Source organism: Cellulophaga sp. BC115SP, assembly GCF_009905545.1.
Lineage (GTDB): Bacteria > Bacteroidota > Bacteroidia > Cytophagales > Spirosomataceae > Flectobacillus > Flectobacillus rivi.
On record NZ_JAAALB010000001.1, the window covers coordinates 340,414 to 357,316 of the forward strand.

At 37.7% G+C, this 16,903-nt stretch carries 11 protein-coding genes; 8 read left to right on the top strand and 3 right to left on the bottom strand.

What is annotated here, in order from left to right:
- Positions 1-527: 527 nt before the first annotated feature.
- The gene (locus GVN22_RS01415) at positions 528-1,019 is read left to right on the top strand and encodes a hypothetical protein (protein WP_166549276.1); all 492 of its coding nucleotides are present in this window, start codon (positions 528-530) and stop codon (positions 1,017-1,019) included.
- A gap of 486 nt (positions 1,020-1,505) precedes the next feature.
- Positions 1,506-2,219, top strand: coding sequence for a metallophosphoesterase (locus GVN22_RS01420; RefSeq protein ID WP_166549277.1), 714 nt, complete (start codon positions 1,506-1,508; stop codon positions 2,217-2,219).
- 175 nt (positions 2,220-2,394) lie between these two features.
- Here GVN22_RS01420 and GVN22_RS01425 read toward each other — a convergent pair whose 3' ends face one another.
- Both GVN22_RS01425 and GVN22_RS01430 read right to left on the bottom strand, forming a co-directional pair.
- Positions 2,395-4,344, bottom strand: a complete 1,950-nt coding sequence (locus GVN22_RS01425; RefSeq protein WP_166549278.1) for a RagB/SusD family nutrient uptake outer membrane protein — start codon at positions 4,342-4,344, stop codon at positions 2,395-2,397.
- Between the two features lie 18 nt (positions 4,345-4,362).
- On the bottom strand, positions 4,363-7,500 hold the full coding sequence (locus GVN22_RS01430; protein WP_166549279.1) for a TonB-dependent receptor: 3,138 nt from the start codon (positions 7,498-7,500) through the stop codon (positions 4,363-4,365).
- 663 nt (positions 7,501-8,163) lie between these two features.
- On the opposite strand from GVN22_RS01430, the gene GVN22_RS01435 reads away from it, so the two are divergent.
- Both GVN22_RS01435 and GVN22_RS01440 read left to right on the top strand, forming a co-directional pair.
- Positions 8,164-9,009 (top strand): helix-turn-helix domain-containing protein, encoded by an 846-nt coding sequence (locus tag GVN22_RS01435; RefSeq protein WP_166549280.1) that lies wholly within the window; start codon positions 8,164-8,166, stop codon positions 9,007-9,009.
- 225 nt (positions 9,010-9,234) lie between these two features.
- A complete protein-coding gene (locus tag GVN22_RS01440) occupies positions 9,235-9,768 on the top strand; it encodes a carboxymuconolactone decarboxylase family protein (protein ID WP_166549281.1) in 534 nt (177 codons plus the stop codon).
- A gap of 60 nt (positions 9,769-9,828) precedes the next feature.
- On the opposite strand, the gene GVN22_RS01445 is transcribed toward GVN22_RS01440, so the two are convergent.
- Entirely contained in the window at positions 9,829-10,149 is a 321-nt protein-coding gene (locus tag GVN22_RS01445) for a hypothetical protein (protein ID WP_166549282.1), read from the bottom strand.
- 342 nt (positions 10,150-10,491) lie between these two features.
- On the opposite strand from GVN22_RS01445, the gene GVN22_RS01450 reads away from it, so the two are divergent.
- From GVN22_RS01450 to GVN22_RS01465, 4 genes are all read left to right on the top strand, one after another.
- Positions 10,492-11,583, top strand: coding sequence for a sensor histidine kinase (locus tag GVN22_RS01450; RefSeq protein WP_166549283.1), 1,092 nt, complete (start codon positions 10,492-10,494; stop codon positions 11,581-11,583).
- A complete protein-coding gene (locus tag GVN22_RS01455; RefSeq protein WP_166549284.1) occupies positions 11,580-12,338 on the top strand; it encodes a LytTR family DNA-binding domain-containing protein in 759 nt (252 codons plus the stop codon). The genes GVN22_RS01450 and GVN22_RS01455 overlap by 4 nt, the downstream gene beginning before the upstream one ends.
- Positions 12,339-12,484: 146 nt before the next feature.
- Positions 12,485-13,603, top strand: coding sequence for an efflux RND transporter periplasmic adaptor subunit (locus tag GVN22_RS01460; RefSeq protein ID WP_166549285.1), 1,119 nt, complete (start codon positions 12,485-12,487; stop codon positions 13,601-13,603).
- Positions 13,604-13,768: 165 nt separating this feature from the next.
- A complete protein-coding gene (locus GVN22_RS01465) occupies positions 13,769-16,897 on the top strand; it encodes an efflux RND transporter permease subunit (protein WP_166549286.1) in 3,129 nt (1,042 codons plus the stop codon).
- The last annotated feature ends 6 nt before the right edge of the window (positions 16,898-16,903 follow it).

Genomic DNA, 16,903 nt, shown 5'->3' on the forward strand with positions numbered 1-16,903 from the left:
TTCCTATCATCTGCGCAACTAATAAATCCTAACAAACATCCATGGGCAGTCCCTTTCTGATGTAATCTAAAGTTTGAGATGACTTCAGTTTTGTGTTTTGTAGCACTCCAAATATAAAATAGATCTAATGAATTCATCTTGGTATAGAAGCGCTTTTAAAAAAATAGAATTTCCTAAAAATCATTCACTAAAAAGTAGTATCTTAGATTGTTAATCCACTATTTATCAGTTTGAGACATTTCAATTTTTAAAATAAATACTGATAAAATATACGAATACATGTGAGTTTAAATGGTTTGTTAGAGACTCTTTCAATACAACATTCACAACTTGTACTTTATAGTGGTGGCTACTTAAAATCCGAAATTCAATTAAAGAAAAGTAAAAGCCACAAGGCATAAACTTATCTGACACTATTCATATTTGATTCAGGCATCGAAGTTTTCGATGCCTTTTTTTGTACTTAGGACAATCTCGATTACATTTGAGTCTATAAAGTAAATAGCTACATAAAAAATTATATAAAAATGCGCCAGTATCTCTCACTAATATTACTATTAGTCCCTGCAATTTTGTTTGCAACACTTCTTTGGGTCTTTAAAACCAATATTCACTTAGGCATAAGACAAGTCTTCCCATTTTTACCTTGGCAGTTCTGGGCAATAGCCATCTTTGGAAGTGTGGCAACTTGTGGCGGAATTCTTGACTGGCGATACCATCGAAATCCTCTTAATCTAAAAATACCAAAAAAAGAACGAGATGCTGAAGCTGCCGCGCTGGGACTTGGTGGAATCCCAATGTTTGTACTGATGTGGGTTAGTATGATGAGCAACTCTCCCAAAGTCTACCTTATACCAATTTTAATTGTACTCATCTACACAGTTGTAGCGATCTGTTATGATGAATTTGTGTTTCATATCAAACGTTGTGGTAAGCTGGAGAACACCTTTCATAGAATGCTAGTTGGCGGGAATGGGATTGCATGGTTAGCTTGGTTTCATTTTATTTATTGCCAATGAAATATCAATATCTAATAAGGAAAAGCTCCGAAATCTTAGCTCAAAGCTCCATTCCCAATACAAAGTTATCCCTGCAATTATTTACGGATGGCGCCTTTTGGATGGCACAGTATCTTGAACTACTAAATCCCCATCAAGAAGTAAATCTCCCAAATAGGAGCTTTGAGTTATATGGATACTTAAAATATAGTCTTTGTATCTTTTTTTCTGTGATCCTTTTGGTTAAAACCTCCTTTTGGTACTTGCCAATTAGTCTTGCTATATTTTACCTAGTCGAAGTTCACTTCCTTTTTTTATTTCCTTTGTTAATTGAAAACACTAAAAATCCAATTAAAAAAAGTTGTGAGATACTATACCAATTAGGAGTTTTCTCAACAGTGCTATTGGTAATGAGAATTGGCATATTTATGCTTATAGGTTTACTTAATTATCGAAAACCCTTACAAAACTGGCATATAGGATGCCTCGCTGTTATCGTTTGGTATCATGAAGAAGTTAGAAATAGGCTATAATCATACTTTTGAGATTCGCACTGAAAATATTCAATCAGAGCTTCCAGAAGGATTTTCAATTCTATTTATATCAGACTTGCATTTATCTTGTTTTAGTCAAAAACTGATTCATAAAGTGATTTGTGAGATTGAGGTAATTAATCCTGATATCATTTTGCTTGGAGGAGATTATATAGATTTTGATGGTGGTTTGATTTATCTAAATTCTTTATTAGCGTACTTATCAACTAAAAGATATGTTTTTGCCATAGCTGGAAATCATGATTACTTCTTTGGTATATCGAAAGTGAAATCCTTATTTTTAGAAAATAACATTAAATGGATTGAAAATGGCTATCATATTTTTTCGATAAAGTCTATCAACCTATTGGTGTCGAATCTACATGAGAAAGTCATGTCGGCAGATTTCAATATCCAGATGGTTCATAATCCGAAAGATTTCGAAAGAACCCAACAGCACTTCCATTTACAGTTGGCAGGACATCTGCATGGTTGCCAAATTGTATGGTGGAAAAAAGACCATGGATTATATCCTGGAAAACTATTTTACCCTTGGAATCTTTTAAAAAAGGAAGGACTACACAACCTCAAGCTAATTAGCAAAGGATTGGGAGATACACTCCCTATTCGGTTTAACTGTCCTAAGGATATTATTTTGGTCAATGTATTAGCTAAAGAGACTAAATGATTTTTGATATTAATAAAAAAGGCGATATCCATTACTGAATATCGCCTATCATTAATAAATCAGGTTTTTATTAAAAAGTTTTATACAGAGTTAGATTCAACTTATTGTGAATGTAAAACATTGACAATAAAAGCTTTACATTCACAATTCATCATTCACAACTCTGCACTAATCATTAATAACCAGGGTTTTGCATAGCAGTTTTTTGATCAGATGTCAAAGGTTTTCCTCCGCTGTACACGCCATCCAAAAATGTCTGTGGAATTGGTCTCAACAAATGGAAATCTTTAATATTGTTAGCTGCACCAGGGTTGTAAGCTTTCGCTCTAGCTACCAATGTTTTAGTTCTGCTCAAATCTTCCCAACGGTGGAATTCACCGCAAAGCTCTCTTGTTCTTTCGTTCAATACCAAGCACAACATTTTGTCATACGTAGAAGTATAGCCTAACTTGTTGATTACGGCTACATCTTGCGCTGGCAAATTGGTAACACTTGTAATATCAAGCGCTGTTGCTGTAGTTGCGACAGGAATATTATTCGACTCATAGTATGAGTTTTCAGTCATAAATGAGTTAATGTTTACATTCTGACCTGATTGAGATACAACATACGCAGCAGCACCATCTGTATAAGCAGCTCTGTCCTCACCAGCTTTATAAGCAGCTCTTTTTCTTACAGCATTGATGTAAGGAAGCGCAGCATCATAAGAACCTTGACCAAGGTTTGCCAAGCGAATTTTTGCTTCAGCAGCCATCAAATACGTCTCTGCCGATCTAGCCAATACCATGTCTCTGTAACCTCTTACTTCGTTGATTGCCAAACGTGCTCCATCAAAATGTTTACTCAATGATGGGAAACGAACGTCTTGCACTAAACTTTTTCCATCTGAAGCATGCGCTACATATACCGTAGGGACGGTTTTGTTGGTTTTTGAATAAACAATCTCATCCACATATTTCGTTTTTGTAAAACGTGTATCTGATGGACTGTTGATAATAAACATCAAACCAAGGTCACCATTTACGTATTTACCACTACCGTTATTAAGTCTACTTTTTGTTCTAAAACTTTTCCAGAATCTTGAGTCATTCACTTGGTCGAAGGCATCATACGTAAAGTATGTAGGTGCCAAACGGCTAAACGGACGCATACCTGTCAAGTCACGTTGCATATACGGAAGGTCATCATAACGAGCCGTGAAGTACAAGTGCTGATTGTTGAAGTTTGTTGCTAACAAATTGTCCCCAAATTGTGCCGAAAGAATCAATTCTGATAGCGTTTCGTTTGTTCCATTAGGTTTGTTATAAGCCCAAAGGTCTCCAAAATTATTTGCCAGAGGGTGTCTTGCAATTACTTCGTCTGAAAGGGTCACTACCTTAGCTAGGTCTGCGGCCTTGGTAGAAGAGTTCCAGGCATCATTGATTTCACTAGCTCTCGATAAGTACGCTTTAGCTAAGTAATGCGCTACAGCATCTTTTGTAATTTTGGCTGGAGCACCTGTATTATCCAACAAATCATACGCTTTTGATAAATCATCGATAATTTGTGCATAAACTTTGTCTGGCGTTTCGCGAGTAAACTCTAATTCTACCGTTGTACTAACACTCAATTTCAATGGCACAGCACCATATTGACGCACCAATCTCAAGTAGTTATAAGCACGCAAGAAATAGCCTTCACCTAAAGCTGTTTTTTTGATGGCATTACTTGTCGACTTACTTTCAGTAGCTGATTTAACAATTTGATTGGCCAAACCAATGGCTACATAGTAAGTATCCCAAGCTCTTTCGGCGGCGATGGTATTACTTGTTACTACAGTCACAATCGACTTAAAACCACCATCATAGTTGTTCCAAGGGCTATTTGAACCATCACCTCCTACATGAAACTCATCTGTTCCGTAGTTGGTAGTTGCAAACTGAACCTCTCCACTCAATGGCACATTAAAGGTCTGGTTGTAAGCACCCGTCACTGCGGCTTGAATACCTTCGTCGGTTGAGTAATAGGCATTACTTCTTTGAGTAGTTAACTCTTCTTTTAGAAAATCTGACTGACAAGACGTTGTTGCTAAAAGAGCGAATGCACAAATACCTGTTTTTATATATCTAAACTGTACTTTATTCATCTTAAAAATCATTAAAAGTTAAAAATCAACATTGATACCCATTGTAAATCCTCTGTTCCAAGCTGAACTTTGTAAGTCCATATCAATCCAGTTGATATTGTTGTAAACCATTCCTAAGTTTTGTGCTTGGAAATAAACTCTTGCATGACTCAAGCCAAGGCTCTGAGAGAATTTGTCTGGCAAGTTGTATCCTAATGAGACGTTTCTAATTTTAATAAATGATCCATCTTTGTAGCCTAGTGCTGTGTAATAAGGGTCACCTGCTGCGGCTGTATAGTATGGGTGTTGATAATCTGCATTGGTATTGTTTGGTGTATAGTAGCTCACAACACGTTGGTTTGAACGACCTGTCAATGCCTCACCTCCTGTGTTATACAAGTATTTCAAACGACCATACAACATTACTGATAATGAAAAACCTTTGTAGTCAAATGTGTTAGTCATACCTACGATAAATCTAGGAATAGTACTTCCTAATACTCTACGGTCATTTGATGCATCGATTTTATAGTCTCCATTCTGATCTACAGGTCTTACAGAACCAACAGTGAATGCTTGTCCGTTAGCATTGAATTTAGCCATTTCAGCTGCATCAGCTTCTTTCCACAAACCAGCAGATTGGTAGTCATAAATTACGCCTTGGCTTTGACCAATAAACCATTTGTTGTTGATATCGTCTACTTTACCGTTTGCTAGAGATACAATCTCGTTAGCTTGCCATGAGCCGTTGAAAGTAGTGCTCCATTCAAAGCCTCCTCTGTTCAAGTTTACCGTTGTTACTGTTAAATCAATACCTTGACTTGATGTTTCACCAATGTTTGCATAAGTGTTTACAAAACCTGTAACAGATGGAATCGTTTTCAACATCAACAAATCTGTTGTACGAGACGTATAGTAATCTAATGTACCACTAACTTTTCTTTTGAAGAATGAGAAATCAATACCGTAGTTGATTTGGGTTGTTTTTTCCCAGGTTAAGTCTTGATTCGCTAAGGTTGAGTTATTCACTTGTCCTGTAGCCAAAGTACCTCCATAAGGGTAGTATATTTGAGAAAGACCACCTTGAGTAGCATAAGGATCAATTGCCGAGTTACCAGTAACCCCCACCCCTGCTCTTACTTTCAAGTCATCAATCCAACGTTGATCTGCCAAAAATGGCTCATTAGTCAATCTCCAACCTAAAGCAGTACTCGGGAAGAATGCCCATTTGTTTCCTTCTGCCAACTGTGACGCACCATCATAACGACCTGATACTGTAATCAAGAATTTGTTATTGTAATCATAGTTGATACGACCTAAATATGAACGAAGTTGTCTCTGTGATAACGACGACCCCCAAGCAGACAATGGAATATTTAAAGCATTCCATTTTTGACTTGTCATAGGCACGTTATCTGCTGCCATATTATTTTTGTCGTAAGTCCACTCTGTTTGAGTTTGGAGTGCCAATACACTCAATTGATGCTTTCCTATGGTTTTGTTATAGGTTAGCATATTATCCAAAGTATAAGACAAGGCTTGATCTTTGGTCAATGAAGCATAACTTGATCCTGTTCTGATTACTGAGTTCGCATCTAAGAATACCCCATTTTTATTGATTGAAACGTCTGGACCAAAGTTCATTCTGAATTTCAAACCATCCAATGCTTTAGAGAATCCAGCGAAGTTGATTTCAGAATACAAACTACCAAAAATACGTAAGTTGCTACGCTGATCCTGAGAATAATTCTCTTCGTTTACAACCGTTTTGAAAGCATCGTCACCGCCAGGATACAAGATTCTTGCGCCATTGGCATCGTATGGTACGGTATAAGAAAACAAGTTTCTAGCACTTTCATACAAGCCCGAAGCACCTACGTTAGTGTTTTTACCTGCACCAGATTGTCCGTACTCATTCACAGAATAGGCTGCATTTAAGACACCGCCCATCGAGAACCACGCATTTGGTTTTACGTCAACACTCAATTTTGCAGAGTAACGCTTGTAGCTTTGTCCTTTTACTGTACCTTGGTTATCGATAAAACCAAAAGAGGCGTAAGACTTCATTTTATCAGTACCACCACTTACACTGATCGTATGTTGACCTGTCAATGACGGACGAGTTACCATACCAATCCAGTCTGTATTTTGTACCTTAGAACCGTCCCAAGTGCCACCTTCCCAGCCTTTTAGGATATTATTCCAAGATGATAAGTCTCCTGAGCCTTTGAAAATCAAGAAGTCATTGGCCTGAGTAGGTTTGTCACCACGAGGATACAAATTCTGATTCAAATAATAATATGACCATCTTCTGTAATCGATATATTGCGCAGCGTCCATCAATGGTGAGCTGTTTTGCAATGTTTCAGTGGTAAAGTTAGAGTTCAAACTCAAGGTATATTTACCATTTTTACCTCTTTTCGTAGTGATAATCACAACACCGTTTGCACCACGCGAACCATAAATAGCCGTAGCAGAAGCATCTTTCAAAATGTCTACTGTTTCAATATCGTTAGGGTTGATGTTATCGATACCACCCGATGTCAATGGAATGTTATCTACTACGTACAAAGGTGAGTTTGAAGCTGTCAACGAACGAACCCCACGAATCGTGATATTTCCTACTTGACCGGGTCTTTCATTAGAAGTAATGTCAACCCCAGCCGCTCTACCTTGCATACCTTGTAGCGCATTGGCAACAGGTCTTTGTGTAAGGTCTTTAGCACTTACGCTTACTACTGCACCTGTAACGTCTGATTTTTTACGCTCGCCATAACCAATTACGACAACCTCTTCTAAGGCTTTCGTATCTGTTTGTAATACTACATTTATTACCGTCTGATTTCCAACTGCTACTTCTTTTGTTTCGTAGCCCGTCGAAGAAATTACTAACACCGCATTGCCATCTGGTACATTGAGTTTGAACGAACCATCTACACCAGTTGTGGTTCCTTGATTTGTACCTTTGATTTTAATACTTGCTCCTGGAAGAATTTCTCCATCGCTTCCAGTAACCTTTCCAGTTACAGGCAAAGCCAAACTTGATTTGTTTGTTACTCTTACCGAATGTAGCAAACTAGCCTCTTTTGCAAGTACCAAATTGCCTTTACCTTCAACTTGAGTATAACTTCCAGCTAAGGCCACAAGCACACCCACATTTAGTAATTTTTTGAGCATTGAGATTAGGTTTTATATGAAATAATTGACAGAAAAAAGACCGCTCTTAATATGATTTATTTTATATTATTTTGTCTTTTTTGTCAAAGATATTACCATCCCAAACCCAAACCATCATGCTCCGTCCTGAACCATATAGCTACATTTTATTAAATTCATTCTTAAATTGATTCTATTTTCATTTAAGAAAAATATAATTTTTTCTATATATACTTTTTTTAGTGCTATTTTTAAAAAATATTAATAAAGATTTCTCAAAAGCATAAAACCTATCAGAATGGTTTCCGAAATCGTTTACGGAACATAAACTATCTTCATTATACGTAAAAAAAATATTACTATTTTGAATCAAAACTAGTATTTTTAAATAGTACAATTGTAATAGTTTATTGAGTAAATCAAAGCCCTATTTTATGCTTTTTATAGAATAAAATCGCCAGTATTTTTTTACTGATTTTGAAAGTTTTTTTGTCAAACTGCCTAAAACCTGATTAATATCACCTTATTTATCCTGCTAATCTTTGCCTAAGCAGTACAGCAACAGGACAGTTCAAATTGTATTATTCTATCAAGACATGTCGTAGCTCGGGGAACAAATGAATACTCTTTTTCTATTATCTATACAACAAATGTTGACCTACTAAACTCAGCAAAACAATCAATATGAAATACATTTTTGAAGAAAACTCTTTCCATAGTCATTTTTCATTACTAATTGAAGAAAACAGATTTGAACATATTTTTTATGACAATCGCGAAGAACGTTTGCTTACGATTGTGTGGAACCGTGGGGAATCTCAGCAGATCTCGATAGATGGATACTGTTATACTTTTCCCAAAAACACGATTCTTCCACTAATGGTAAATCAGTCTTTTTGGTTTGAAAAACCTCAAAATTTAGTTATCTGGCGTTTCAATAGAGAATTCTATTGTATTGTCGACCACGACAAAGAGGTATCCTGTGTGGGCTTTTTGTTTTATGGCATGAGAGAAATCACCTTTTTTCGCCTCAATGAAGAAAATCTGTCAAGGTTCGAATCGCTTCGTACGGTATTTATCGATGAGTTTAGTACCATTGATACCATCCAAGGCGAAATGCTGAGAATGTTACTCAAGCGTTTGATTATTTTAGTAACCAGAATCGCCAAAGAACAAAGTATTCAACCACCTATGGAGGAGCAAGATTTTGACATAGTTCGCCGATATAATATTGCCGTCGAAAACCACTACAAAACCAAACATCAGGTGCAAGATTATGCCGATATGCTGAGCAAATCGCCCAAAACATTATCCAATTTATTTGCCTTATACAATCACAAATCACCTCTTCAAATTATCCACGAGCGTATTACGCTTGAAGCCAAACGTTTACTGATTTTTACAGAAAAGCCCACTAAAGAAATTGCCTTTGACCTAGGTTTTGAGGAAGTTGCCCATTTTAGTCGCTTATTCAAGAAGGTAGTTGGCGACTCTCCTACTGATTTTAAAGAAAAACATTTTAGAAATTAAGTTAGCTGGCAAAATTAAAATAATTGTACCAGCAATAGGCTTTAGGCTGTAAGCCGTAGGCATTAGGCAAACAAATTTTGATGAAATCCGTAAGCCCAAAGCTGATTACTGAAGGCTTAGGAAATATTGGTAACAAGTCGGGAAAAAGTGGTTCGTTGTGAGCGAGTCTATTGTATCAACTTTGCATCAACAAAATGATTCAATTATACTTAAACAAAATCGAACATGAAAACTTTTGAAGTCCCAACTCGCGAACAAGTATCTGAAACAAACCAACATATTTTTGATAACCTCAAAAAAGGAATAGGCATGGTTCCTAATTTGTATGCCACTTTTGCTCATTCAGACAATGCTTTGTCGAGCTATGTGACACTACAGAGTATGAAATCTTCTTTGAGCAATAAGGAAAAAGAGGTTGTAAACTTGGTGGTAAGTCAGATCAACGACTGTATCTACTGTCTTTCGGCACACACAGCTATTGGCAAAATGAACGGTTTCTCAGACGAACAAATCATCAAAATTCGTAAAGTAGCCATCGATTTTGACGCCAAATTGCAAGCTTTAGCACAATTCGTAAAAGAAACGACTATTGAGCGTGGACACCCTAGTCAAGCATCTGTAGAAGCATTTTTGGAAGCAGGTTATACCAATGCTCAATTAGTGGATACCATCGTATTGATTGGCGATAAAATCATCACCAATTATCTACATGGCGTAACGAAAGTACCTGTTGATTTTCCTGTTGCAGTAGCAATTTAGTGATTGGTGATTGAGTGAATGAGTGATTATTTTTAAAAAAACTCATTCACTCAACCTAAATTAAAGCCCATGCGGCGATGAAAGCTGCATTTTTACTGGCTCTACCATTTGAATACTGAGCATTGAAACCAGCTGAAATACTGTCGCAAACATCCCAATAATAGCAAAAGCCTGCACCAAATATCCTATCATAACCAAGAGCTTCTCGATATATGCTAGTCTAGAGGGAACCTCATCCTCGTCGTCTACAAGACTTCCGAATAAACTTCTACAGTACAAAATAACATCCTGATGATGTACAATGATTTTCCCCAAAAAGAAAACGAAGATATTAAATACAAACGCTGGCAAGGTTGTCAGCAAAGAACCGATGATGAGCATGATTAAATAGGTTAAAATGAGTTTATTATAAATAGGTATTTTAAAAGTGTTTAAGTACTCCCTTCTTCTTTTATACTCGATTTGTAAATTAATTTTTCCAAAACTCTAAAACTTTAGCTTTTGGTGAATATAGTTTCACTGGGTATATCCACAAAATAAGACTTTTCAATTCCTCCTCCACGAAAACTCAGTATCCAAAAATGTATATTCAGATGGATTTTCTGTAGCTTAAGTTAAATTATTAGGTTTATTTCTCAACTTGTGAGCAACTTTGTAAACTCATAAATGGCTTTAGATAAATGGCAAAAATGCATAAAGTTAGATTAATGAATTAGAAAAAGAATGTCCAAAACTAGAGATACCTTCCTGAGCATACGTAAAAAACGAATTATTATCATCGTTTTTGCCTTTGTGCTGTACAATTTAGTTTCCTATATCATAGACCCATTTTCGGCTTATTGGAAAATCTATTTCCAGCGGGACTCGCTGAATATCTTTTTGGACCTGTTTCTCAATTTTAGCTTTTGCTGCCTCATTTCTGAATCGAGTATCTATTTAGGAATGCAACTCAACCACTATATCCCTTGGACCAAAAGTCCATATCGCAGACTATTGATTGAAACGGGGCTTAACTTCATCTTGGTCATGCTTGCTATTGGCTTCTTTGATTTTTTGTACCGATTCCTAGAAATGTGTGAGGCTTGTCAGAATGTAACAAGCTCAATGAGTATCGAGATGCAACGAGGTTATATTCAGTGGATTGTGGTGAGTGTCATTATCTCTTTCATGATTATTGGCATCAATACCTGCGTGTATTTGATTGACAATTGGAAAAACTCCGAAATACGTGCCGCAGCACTCGACCAAATGGCTGTGGAGGCTGAGTTATACTCACTCAAACTCCAAATTGATCCCCATTTTGTGTTCAATAACCTCAGCGTTTTATCAGAAATGATTCTGAAAGACCAGCAATTGGGCTATGAATATGCCGAAAACTTTTCGAGAATATACCGTTATATGCTCGTCAATACCAAAAAGGACATTATATCTCTCGAGGAGGAATTAAGGTTTTTAAAATCATACATCTTTCTGATTAAACAACGAATTGGAGACGGCGTAACGTTTGAAGTGGATATTGAAAAAGAGTGTTTAGGGGCTTATTTGCCTCCTTTAACCTTACAGTTATTGGTAGAAAACGCACTGAAGCATAATAAAACCTCTCGCAGGAATCCGCTCCAAATTTGCATCTATAATACCGACAAAAATGAGGTTATCGTAGAGAATAACCTTCTTCCGATTGAAAACCCCTTGAATTCATCAGGATTAGGACTACAAAACATTCAAAGACGCTATAAGTTATTATGGCAAAAGGGTTTAGAAATTGACAAAAGCACCGATATTTTCAAAGTAATTATACCACTCATAAAAGCATGATCCAGAAAGTATTAATCATAGAAGACGAAAGACCAAATGCCGATAGACTTGAACGTTTGATTAAATCTGTTCGCCCTAATGCACAGATTGTAGATGTCTTGGAGTGTATTTGTGAAAGTATCGAATGGTTTGAAAGCCACGAAATGCCTGACGTAGTGATGATGGATATTCGTTTGTCAGATGGATTGAGCTTCGAGATTTTTGAAAAAACTACTATTTCTTGTCCTATCATTTTTACAACTGCTTATGACGAATACGCCGTAAAGGCTTTCAAATATAATAGCATTGATTACCTACTCAAACCTGTAGAGTTGGATGAATTAGAGCGGGCTTTCCAGAAATTAGAGAGTACGTCGTCAGCACCAGAGCCAGCTTCTTTGGCTAATTTGTTAAATTATTTTCAGCCCAAAGATTTCCGAACTCGCTTTTTACTGCCCTACCGAGATGGCTACAAAAGCCTACAAATCAACGACATATCATATTTTTACTCTAAGCTAAAAATCACTCGTGCAAAGCTACACAATGGTTCAGAAGAAATCATTCCATTGACCATGGAAGAGTTAGAAGAACAACTAAACCCTAAGGATTTTTTTCGTGCCAATCGCCAGTTTATCATCCATGTAGATGCTATTGAACAAATTCATAATTATTTTAATGGTAAACTAAAAGTTGACCTCAAGCGTACACCCGAAGATATGGAGCTGATTGTAAGTCGTGAAAAAGCAAGCCTTTTAAAAGCTTGGTTAGATTTTTAGTAGCTAAAACCTTATGCTTCTCCCAAATTTCGGTCAGGCACGTTTTCTTTTCAGAATCCAATTTTGTCGTTTCGGTCAAATTTGACTAACCTTCTCGCTTTTCTCTTTATTTCTTTGTATCAAAAATTTTCTATCTATACGAAATCATGATACAAACCGTATTCAGAACAAGATTGTCTAGTAAGGCACTATTGTTTTTTGCTTTTACACTCTTGTTATTTTCATGTAAAGAACAAGCACAGCAAACCCAACAGCCACCTCTAATTGTTGATTTTATCCAATTAGGCGCTACAAACGCCGAAGTCGAAAAAAAATATCCTGGCACAATTGAGGGAACAGTCAATGTCGACATCAAAGCTCAAGTAACAGGTTATTTAGAGCAGATTTATGTCAAAGAAGGTGACTATGTCAAAAAAGGTCAACCTCTTTTCAAAATCAAAGGAGATGTTTACGGCGAACAAGTCAATAATAGCAAAGCACAATTAGAAGCTGCTTTGGCAGCACAAGCCACAGCCAAACTCGAAGTTGAAAAACTCAAACCCTTAGTAGCAGGAAAGGTTGTATCCGAAATGCAACTCAAAACCGCACAATCCAACTATGAGGCAGCCACTGCACAAGTGCAACAAGCCAAAGCAGGATTGAGCTCTTCCAAAATCAATCTCGATTTTAGTGTTCTCAAAGCTCCAGTAAGTGGCTATATCGGACGTATTCCCAATCGTATCGGCAACTTGGTGATGCCAAATGATGCTACGCCATTGACGACACTTTCAGAAATCAACGAGGTTTTAGTCTATTTCTCTTTGAGCGAAGCCGACTATATCTCTTTTGCCAAAGAAGGCGGTTTACAGAAAAATGCCAATTCAGTGGAGTTGGTAATGGCAGATGGCTCTGTGTATAACCACAAAGGTCGCCTGACTGTGGCAAGTGGGAATATCGATAAAATGACAGGAAGTATGTCATTCAAAGCGATTTTCCCCAATCCTCAAAAGCTTCTTCGTTCTGGCGGTACAGCAAGAGTTGTACTCAAAAAAGACTTTGACGGCGTGTTGAAAGTACCAATGGGTAGTGTCAAAGATATTCAAGATAAATTTTTCGTCTTTACCCTTGGCGACAGCAGCAAAGTTGCCATGAAACCTTTTGAAGTAGCAGGTAAAGTAGACGGTCAATATATCGTAAAATCAGGTCTGAAAGCAGGCGAGAAAATCGCCACCAACAACATCGACATGCTCAACGAAGGCGTAGTAGTGAAGGCGGTAATTAAGTAGAAGGCACTAGGCAAAGAGAAAGTATAAATCCTTATCTCTCCTTGCTTGATGCCTATCCCATTGTAACAAAAAGGCAAAGAGACTTTAAACAAAGAGAATGTATAAAATTTAATCCCTCTTTGCCTGATGCCTCACCCCTTTTTGCCTAATTAAAAAAAATCAACCATGCTAACAAAAATAATAGACAGACCTGTGCTGGCTACGGTGATTTCGATTGTCATTGTAGTACTAGGATTTGTGGGTCTCGACAGACTCTCTGTCACTCGTTTCCCAGATATTTCGCCCCCAACCGTAATGGTATCTGGCTCGTATCCAGGGGGTAATAGCGAAACTGTGATACGCTCAGTAGTAACACCACTCGAAGAACAAATCAACGGGGTAGAAAATATGCAGTACATCAAATCTACGGCTAGTAATGATGGTACATTTTCTATTTCGGTTATCTTCAAACAGGGTGTAAATCCTGACCAAGCGGCTGTAAACGTACAAAACCGTGTACAACAAGCCACTCCTATTTTGCCACAGGAAGTAATCCGTATGGGTCTTACTACCTCGAAGCAGCAAAATAGTATGATTCTGATTTTCAACTTGTTTACAGAAGATAACAACAAATACGATGAAACCTTTTTGCAAAACTATGCCAATATCAACCTAATTCCGCAAGTCAAACGTGTACCGGGAGTTGGTCAAGCCATGGTATTTGGGGCAAAAGATTATTCGATGCGTATTTGGTTGAATCCTCGCAAAATGGCAAGTTATGGTCTTACGCCAGCCGAAGTTTCTGCTGCCATTGCAGACCAAAGTTTGGAGGCTTCTCCAGGTCGTTTGGGCGAAGAATCAGATGCTCCACTCGAATATGTGATTCGCTATAAAGGAAAGAAAAACTTGCCAGAAGACTATGATAATATTGTCGTAAAAAATCAAGGCAATAATATGATTCGCCTGAAAGATGTGGCTCGTGTAGAATTTGGGTCGATTTCTTACAGTGGTAGCAACTCTTCCAACATGCGCAATGCAGTGACGATTGCGATTTTACAAACGACAGGCTCAAACGCCAATGCCATCGAAATAGGTATTGATAAAGAAATTGAACGATTGTCAAAATCCTTCCCACCAAGCATCAAATGTTCAAAACTGATCAGTACCAAAGAGCGTTTGGATGAGGCGACGAATCAGGTAAAATCTACCTTGTTCGAAGCCTTTATTTTGGTATTTATCGTAGTGTTTGTGTTTTTGCAAGATTTTCGTTCTACCCTTATTCCTGCCATTGCAGTGCCTGTGGCGATTATTGGTACGTTCTTTTTCTTATTAGTCTTAGGTTTTACGATCAATATCCTCACCCTATTTGCCTTGGTATTGGCCATCGGTATTGTGGTCGATGACGCCATTGTGGTAGTGGAGGCTGTGCATAGTAAAATGGAAGGTAGTGATATGAGCGCCAAAGAAGCTACGCATTCTGCCATGAGCGAAATCACTGGGGCAGTTGTATCTATTACCTTGGTGATGTCGGCGGTATTTATTCCGATTGGCTTTATGACTGGTTCGGCAGGGATTTTTTATAAACAATTTGCTTATACACTTGCCATTTCTATCATTATTTCGGCAGTAAATGCTTTGACACTGACACCTGCATTATGTGCACTTTTATTGAAAAATAATCATGCAACTGAGCATCATGGAGAAAAGAAAAAGCTAGGTTTTGGACAAAGATTTTATGTAGCGTTTAACTACGGCTTCAGTAATTTCACGAATCGCTATGTTAAAATCATTCGCTTTTTGGCACTACGTAAATGGTTGGCCGCGGCATTGGTGACAATCGTGATCGCTGCTTCGGCATGGGTAATGAACTCCACGCCAAGAAGTTTTGTGCCTATGGAAGACGACAATATGTTTACTTACGTATTGAGTATGCCTCCAGGAACAGCCCTTACCCCTACCACGCAGGTTGCCAACAAAATCAATAAACTTTTGTCTGAACTCGAAGCCGTTGAAGACAATACTGCAATTACAGGTTTTAACCTTTTGAATAACAGTACTAGTCCCGCTTATGCAGTAGGTTTTGTCAAACTCAAACCTAAAAAACTTCGTGGTAAAGTACAAGATATAGACGAGTTGATGGGAGTAGTTAATCAAAAGCTGTCTGTCATTAAAGAAGGAATGGTCATGACGATGCGCCTTCCACCGGTTGATGGTTATGGTATGACCAACGGTGCTGAGATTGTATTGCAAGACCGTAAAGGTAGAAGTCCAAATGTTCTTAAAGCTAAATCGGACGAAGTAATTGCCGAACTCATGAAAGTACCGGGTGTTGCATCGGCTTACACCGTATTCCGTACTGACTATCCTCAGCTAGAGCTCGAAGTAGACGAAGACAAAGCCAAACAAATGGGCTTAGGTGTTAGTCAGGTATTGGGTACAGTTCAAAGTTATTTTGCTGGAGACCAAAGTTTGAACTTCTCAAGATTCGGAAAATTCTATCGTGTCAACATCAAAGCTGATGGCGTGTTTAGAATGGACGAGCAGGCTTTTGATGAAATTTATGTCAAAAATCCACAAGGACAAATGGTTCCTGTCAAGTCAGTAGTAAAACTCAACAAGGTTTACGGACCAGAGGCTGTGAGCCGCTACAACCTATACAACGCCTTGACGATTTATGTGAATGCTATGCCAGGCACAAGTAACGGCGCATTGATGGATAATTTGGAAAAAGTGCTAGACAAACTTCCAGCCGATTATAGTTATGAGTGGACAGGTTTGAGCTTGGAAGAAAAAGCTTCTGGCAACCAAACCTTGGGCATTTTAGGACTGTGTTTACTATTTGTCTATCTCTTGTTATCTGCACAATATGAAAGTTATTTATTACCAATGGCAGTGCTTTTGTCTATTCCTACTGGTTTGTTAGGTGCCTTTTTAGGTATCAGAAGTATCGGTTTGGATAATAACATCTATGTACAAATCGGGATGATTATGTTGATTGGTTTGCTAGCTAAAAACGCCATTTTGATTGTAGAGTTTGCCGTGCAACGTCGTCGCGCTGGGCTAAGTATTTTAGAATCTGCCGTTGATGCCTCACGAGCACGTTTACGTCCTATCATCATGACCTCTTTTGCCTTTATTGTCGGTATGATTCCATTGATGATTTCTGAAGGAGGAACGGCCACAGGTAACCATTCGATTAGTACGAGTGCGGCGATGGGGATGTTGAGTGGGGTTGTCCTTGGGATTGTTATTATTCCTATTCTGTATATGTTTTTCCAGTTTTTACAAGAACAAGTAACAGGAAAAAAGGCGTAAGGAAAT